This window comes from Hoeflea sp., assembly GCF_984452065.1.
Window position 1 is genome coordinate 1 of sequence record NZ_CFHWAF010000053.1, and the last position, 5925, is coordinate 5925.

The 5925-nt window shown below is 62.8% G+C and carries 6 protein-coding genes; 5 read left to right on the forward strand and 1 reads right to left on the reverse strand.

All coding sequences use genetic code 11. The annotated features are described in order from the left end of the window. Window positions 1-1987, forward strand: a 1987-nt coding sequence (locus AC5E6N_RS11955) for a glycine cleavage T C-terminal barrel domain-containing protein (RefSeq protein ID WP_491748026.1), incomplete at its 5' end; no start/stop codon positions are given. Beyond that, entirely contained in the window at window positions 1980-2549 is a 570-nt protein-coding gene (locus AC5E6N_RS11960) for a sarcosine oxidase subunit gamma (RefSeq protein ID WP_491748027.1), read from the forward strand. The genes AC5E6N_RS11955 and AC5E6N_RS11960, both read left to right, overlap by 8 nt. On the opposite strand, the gene AC5E6N_RS11965 is transcribed toward AC5E6N_RS11960, so the two are convergent. Beyond that, window positions 2546-3049 carry a MaoC family dehydratase gene (locus AC5E6N_RS11965; protein ID WP_491748028.1) on the reverse strand — a complete coding sequence of 168 codons (504 nt, stop codon included), beginning with the start codon at window positions 3047-3049 and terminating at the stop codon, window positions 2546-2548. The genes AC5E6N_RS11960 and AC5E6N_RS11965 overlap by 4 nt on opposite strands. A 243-nt stretch (window positions 3050-3292) precedes the next feature. Between AC5E6N_RS11965 and AC5E6N_RS11970 the strand changes: the two genes are divergently transcribed. From AC5E6N_RS11970 to AC5E6N_RS11980, 3 genes are all read left to right on the forward strand, one after another. Beyond that, the gene (locus AC5E6N_RS11970; RefSeq protein WP_491748029.1) at window positions 3293-4036 is read left to right on the forward strand and encodes a phosphoadenylyl-sulfate reductase; all 744 of its coding nucleotides are present in this window, start codon (window positions 3293-3295) and stop codon (window positions 4034-4036) included. Between the two features lie 13 nt (window positions 4037-4049). Continuing rightward, on the forward strand, window positions 4050-4967 hold the full coding sequence (cysD, locus tag AC5E6N_RS11975) for a sulfate adenylyltransferase subunit CysD (RefSeq protein ID WP_491748030.1): 918 nt from the start codon (window positions 4050-4052) through the stop codon (window positions 4965-4967). Further along, the coding region (locus tag AC5E6N_RS11980; protein WP_491748031.1) for a GTP-binding protein at window positions 4967-5925 on the forward strand (959 nt) is incomplete at its 3' end. The genes cysD and AC5E6N_RS11980, both read left to right, overlap by 1 nt.

A 5925-nucleotide genomic window follows, 5' to 3' on the forward strand; every position in this document is an offset into this window, starting at 1 on the left:
CGCCTACGAGACGGCGGTCGATCTGTGCCGCGCAGGTGTATCCATCGAGGCGATTGTCGCCTGCCGCGACAATCCGGGCGAGGGGCTGCTTGCCAAAGCGGCCGATCTCGACATCGCGGTCATGACCGGCCATAGCGTGACGAATACGAGGGGTGCGCGGCGGATATCCTCGATGACCGTGGAGCGTAATGGCGGCGGCGGTGCGCGATCCATTGCCGTCGATGCGCTGATCATGTCGGCAGGCTGGACGCCGTCGGTCCACATGTTCTCCCAGTCTCGCGGGAAGGTCGCCTGGGATGCGGCCAGCGAGCGCTTCCTGCCCGGCGATTACGCGCAGGATTGCGCAAGCGTCGGCGCCTGCAACGGAACGGACGGCCTGCAGGACAGCATCGACGAGGCGGTCGATGCGGGTTTGCAGGCGGCAAAATCGGCGGGCGGAAAACGCTCGGCCAGGCCCAGGCTTAAAGCCGAGGGCGGCGGCGACTGGTCCGGTGGCATGGCGGGAAGCGCCGCGGGAGCCGGACCGGATACGAATGTTAAGGCGTTTGTGGATTTCCAGAACGACGTGACGGCGAAGGACATTCGCCTCGCCGTGCGCGAGGGCATGCATTCGATCGAGCATGTCAAGCGCTTCACAACCAACGGCATGGCCTCGGACCAGGGCAAGACATCGAATATTCACGGCCTTGCCATCGCGGCCGCAACGCTTGGAAAGGCGCTGCCCGAGGTGGGGCTGACGACATTCCGCGCGCCCTATACGCCGGTGACCTTCGGGACGATCGTCAATCACGGCAGGGGCAGGCTGTTCGATCCGACGCGGCGAACGCCGATGCATGGCTGGGAGGAGGCGCACGGCGCCGTCTTCGAGGATGTGGGGCAATGGAAGCGGGCCTGGTACTATCCGCGTGTCGGCGAGGACATGCATGCGGCGGTCAATCGCGAATGCCGGACGGTGCGTGAGAGCGCGGGCCTGTTTGACGCCTCGACACTCGGCAAGATCGAGGTTGTCGGTCCCGACGCCGCGAAATTCCTCGATCTGATGTACACCAATGGCTGGCAGAAGCTGAAACCCGGACGCTGCAAATACGGCATCATGCTGCGCGAGGACGGGTTCATCTATGATGACGGCGTCGTCGCACGGCTCGCCGAAGACCGCTTCCATGTGACGACGACGACCGGCGGCGCGCCGCGCGTTCTCAATCATATGGAGGATTATCTCCAGACCGAGTTCCCGGATCTCGATGTCTGGCTGACATCGACCAGTGAGCAATGGGCGGTGATCGCCGTGCAGGGGCCGAAGGCGCGTGAGATCATCGCGCCGCTGGTGGAGGGCATCGACCTTTCCAACGAGGCCATGCCGCATATGAGCGCCCGCGAAGGCAGGATCTGCGGTGTTCCGACACGGCTCTTCCGTGTCTCCTTTACCGGTGAGGCCGGTTACGAGGTCAATGTGCCCGCCGACTGCGGCCAATCGGTGTGGGAGGCGATCTGGGACCGGGCCGAACCGCTGGGCGCGTGCGCCTACGGAACCGAGACGATGCATGTTCTGCGCGCCGAAAAGGGCTTCATCATCGTCGGTCAGGACACGGACGGGACCGTGACGCCGCAGGATGCGGGGCTTTCCTGGGCGATCGCCAAATCCAAGGAGGATTTTGTCGGCATTCGCGGCCTGATGCGGCCCGATCTCACGGCGGACGGGCGCAAGCAACTGGTCGGCCTCAAAACCAAGGATCCCAGGACGGTGCTGGAAGAGGGCGCGCAGATCGTCGCCGATCCGAACGAGCCTGTTCCCATGACCATGCTGGGCCATGTCACCTCATCCTACTGGTCTGAAAATTGCGGCCATGCGATCGCCATGGCGCTGATCGCGGACGGCCGGGCGCGGATGGGCGAAACGCTTTACGTGCCGATGCCCGACCGGACCATCGAGGTGACGGTGAGCGCAACAGTGTTTTTCGACGAGAAGGGGGAGCGGGTCAATGGCTGACAGCAAGGCCGCACGGCCGCAACGGCCGCTGGAGGGACGAACGGCCGGCTCGCCTCTTGTGCGGATTGAGCCGGCGGGACCTGCAAGCCGGCTCGTGCTGCGTGCGCGGGCGGATGCCGTTACAGAACTGTCGAAGGCGCTGGGCGTCAAACTGCCGCAAAAGCCAAAAGAGTCCGCACAGTCGAAAGCCGCCAAGAGCAGGGGACGGCGCGCCCTTTGGATCGGTCCCGATGAATGGCTGGTGATCGATGCGGGCTCCGCCGATCTGGCGGCCGCCTGCGATGGCGTGAAGGGTCTTTTTTCCGCCGTTGACGTGTCGCAGCGCAACACGGCGATCATCGTTTCGGGACCGGCGGCCGAGGCAACGCTTAACGCCGGCTGTCCGCAGGACCTTTCGCTGACAGCATTCCCGGTGGGAACCTGCTCCCGGACTTTGTTCGGCAAGGCCGAGATCGTGCTGTTGCGGGAATCGGAAGAGCGTTTCCGGGTGGAATGCTGGCGATCTTTTTCGGCCTATGTCTTCGATTTCCTCGCCGATGCGGCACGGGCGCCGATGATCTAGCCGGCCGCCCGGTTCTGCTTTTCCGGGTGGTCTTCGGGGTCGAAGCGGATAATGGTCAGCCATTCCGCCGTGATCGCCGGTTTTTTCTCTTCCCTGATCTCAACGGCAACACCGTGGGTCAGCATGACCATATCGGAGCCGCGGTAGCGCGCTTCCTTGAGCACGAAACGGCCGCGCACATGCCATCCGCTGCGCACCGGCGTCAGAAACCTGATCTTGTTGAAGCCGTAATTGATGCCCATGCGCTGCTCTTTGACGCTGGGCATGCAGTCATAGTTCATCTTGGAAAGCAGCGATAGGGACAGGAAACCGTGGGCAATGGTTCCGCCGAAGGGGGTTTCGGCTTTCGCCCGCTCCGGATCGACATGGATGAACTGATGGTCATGGGTCGCATCGGCAAAAAGATCGATGGTCTTCTGATCGACCTCGATCCACTCGGAGACACCCAGCTCCTTGCCGAGCAGGCTGTCGAGGTCGGTGAGCGAGATAACTGGCGGCATGGCTTCCTAGAACTCAGAATTGCTTGGCCTCTGACATACAAAACGACTTTCCTCAATATACGTCAAAGATGCGCAGGAAAAAGGCGGCCGGCGATATTGTGGGCGGCGCGAAATCAGTTTTCGCGCCAGCGCTCGTTGCACGACAATTTAATGCCGGCACGCACGCCCATATAGAACAGCGTTGTTTCAAATAGGTCCAAAATTGGTTCAGTCTTGGTGCCAAACGCAATTTTGGAGGTTTCCATGCAAATCGGACAGGCAGTGGCCGGCGACCCGGCAAGCAACGCTGACTATGGTGCTCTGAGCCTTGAAGACCGCCTGACATTGCTGGCGGAGACGCATGACAACGCGGTCTTCACGACAAGCCTTGGCATCGAGGATCAGGTGCTGGCGCACGCGCTTTCAAGGGCGGCGCCCGAGGTGCAGATCGTGACTTTGGAGACGGGACGGCTCTTTGAGGAGACGGTCGCACTGATCGACCGGACCGAAGCGAAGCTCGGGATTTCGATCGAGCGCTACCGGCCCGACCAACAAAAGCTTGCGGACTATGTGGCGCGGTTTGGCCTCAACGGGTTTTACGACAGTGTCGAGGCGCGTCATGCCTGCTGCAACGTGCGCAAGCTGGAGCCGCTGGAAAGGGCGCTCGCCGGCGCTGACCTTTGGATCACCGGGTTGCGTCGTGGCCAGTCCGCCAACCGGGCCGGTGTTCCCTTCGCTGAATACGATGCCGAGCGCGGGCTGTTGAAGGCCAATCCGCTCGCCGATTGGGACATCGAGGCCGTCCATGCCTATGCCGACGAGCATGGTGTGCCGCTCAATCCGCTGCATGCGCGCGGGTTCCCGTCGATCGGCTGCGAACCGTGCACACGCGCCGTCAAACCGGGCGAGGACGAGCGCGCCGGCCGCTGGTGGTGGGAAAACGATGCCAGGCGCGAATGCGGTCTGCATGTCGCGGGACAGGAAACATCGCCGCAAGCGGCCGAGTAGAACGGAACCGGATATGTCCGAGACAAAACCTCCCCTCGATCCCAATCTGAAGGCGCTTGAGAGCGAAGCCATCCACATCTTCCGGGAGGTGGCGGCGGAGTTCGAGCGGCCGGTCATGCTCTATTCGGTGGGCAAGGATTCGTCGGTGCTTCTGCATCTCGCCCGCAAGGCCTTTTACCCCGGGAAAATCCCGTTTCCCCTGCTGCATGTGAACACGGGGTGGAAGTTCTCGGAAATGATCGCCTTTCGCGACGAGGTGGCGCGGCAATTCGATCTGGAGCTGATTTCGCACACCAATCCGCGCGGTCAGCTTGAGAACATCACGCCCTTCACGCACGGATCCTCCGCCTACACCAACGTCATGAAGACCGAGGCGCTGCGCCAGGCGCTCGATGCGGGCCGCTATGATGCGGCCTTCGGCGGCGCGCGGCGCGATGAGGAGGCCTCGCGGGCCAAGGAGAGAATCTATTCCTTCCGCACGCCCGACCACCGCTGGGACCCGCGCAATCAGCGCCCGGAGCTCTGGTCGATCTATAACGGCATGATCCGCAAGGGTGAGAGCGTGCGCGCCTTTCCGCTCTCCAACTGGACCGAGGTCGATATCTGGCGCTACATACAGGCGGAAAACATCCCGATCGTGCCGCTCTATTTCGCCGCCGAACGACCCGTCGTCGAACGTGACGGCATGCTGATCATGGCGCAGGATGCGCGTCTGGAACTGCTGCCGGGCGAAGTCAGGCGCAAGGAGATGATCCGGTTCCGCACGCTGGGATGTTTCCCGCTGACCGGCGCGATCCGATCAACGGCGACGACACTCGACGACATTATCGGTGAACTTGAGACGGCGACGGTTTCGGAGCGTCAGGGCCGGGCGATCGACCGCGACGAGGCCGGTTCCATGGAGAAGAAAAAACGCGAGGGTTACTTCTGATGACCGCCAATGCTGAAATCGCCACCCGTGCCGGTGCCGAAATCGAACCGGCCGGACGCAATGCAAGACCGCTGCGGCTGATTACCTGCGGCAGCGTCGATGACGGGAAGTCGACCCTTATCGGCCGCCTTTTGTGGGATACGAAGGCGGTCAAGGACGACCAGGCGGATGCGCTCGAACGCGACAGGCGCGGCGGGCAGAACGAACTTGGCCTGCCCGATTTCGCATTGCTGCTCGACGGTCTTCAGGCCGAGCGAGAGCAGGGCATCACCATCGACGTCGCCTACCGTTATTTCTCGACCGATAACCGGTCGTTCATCGTCGCAGATACGCCCGGTCACGAGCAATATACGCGCAACATGGCGACCGGTGCCTCGACCGCCGATCTGGCCGTGCTCCTGGTCGACGCGAGGGCCGGCCTTCTCGAGCAGACCCGGCGCCATGCGACAATCGCGATGCTGATGGGCATTCGCCAGTTCGTGCTTGCCGTCAACAAGATCGATCTCGTGGATTATGATGAGATCCGGTTCGACCGGATTGCGGCTGAGTTCCGTCAGTTCGCGCTGTCGCTCGGGGTGACCGATGTCACCGCCATTCCGATGTCCGCGCTCCTTGGTGAGAACGTCGTTCATGGCGGCGGCGAATCGATGCCCTGGTATGGTGGTCCGACGCTCGTCCGCGTTCTGGAAATGGCAACGCAAAGGAGCGCGCAGACGGTCGGGTTCCGGCTGCCGGTCCAGCGTGTCAGCCGCCCGAATGAAGGCTTTCGCGGCTATCAGGGCACGGTTGCCGGCGGTTCGGTCAAGCCCGGCGACAGCGTGGTTGTCCTTCCGGCCGGCACGGTGGCCAATGTCAAACAGATCGTCACCTTCGACCTCGTGCGCAATGCGGCCGTGGCCGGCGATGCCATCACGCTGGTTCTCGACCGGCCGGTCGATGTGGCGCGCGGCGACATGAT

Bases quoted from the DNA above. Each gene is read 5' to 3' on its own strand.
- AC5E6N_RS11965 (WP_491748028.1), bottom strand. From the start codon at position 3,049: ATGCCGCCAGTTATCTCGCTCACCGACCTCGACAGCCTGCTCGGCAAG.
- AC5E6N_RS11960 (WP_491748027.1), top strand. From the start codon at position 1,980: ATGGCTGACAGCAAGGCCGCACGGCCGCAACGGCCGCTGGAGGGACGA.
- AC5E6N_RS11970 (WP_491748029.1), top strand. From the start codon at position 3,293: ATGCAAATCGGACAGGCAGTGGCCGGCGACCCGGCAAGCAACGCTGAC.
- cysD (WP_491748030.1), top strand. From the start codon at position 4,050: ATGTCCGAGACAAAACCTCCCCTCGATCCCAATCTGAAGGCGCTTGAG.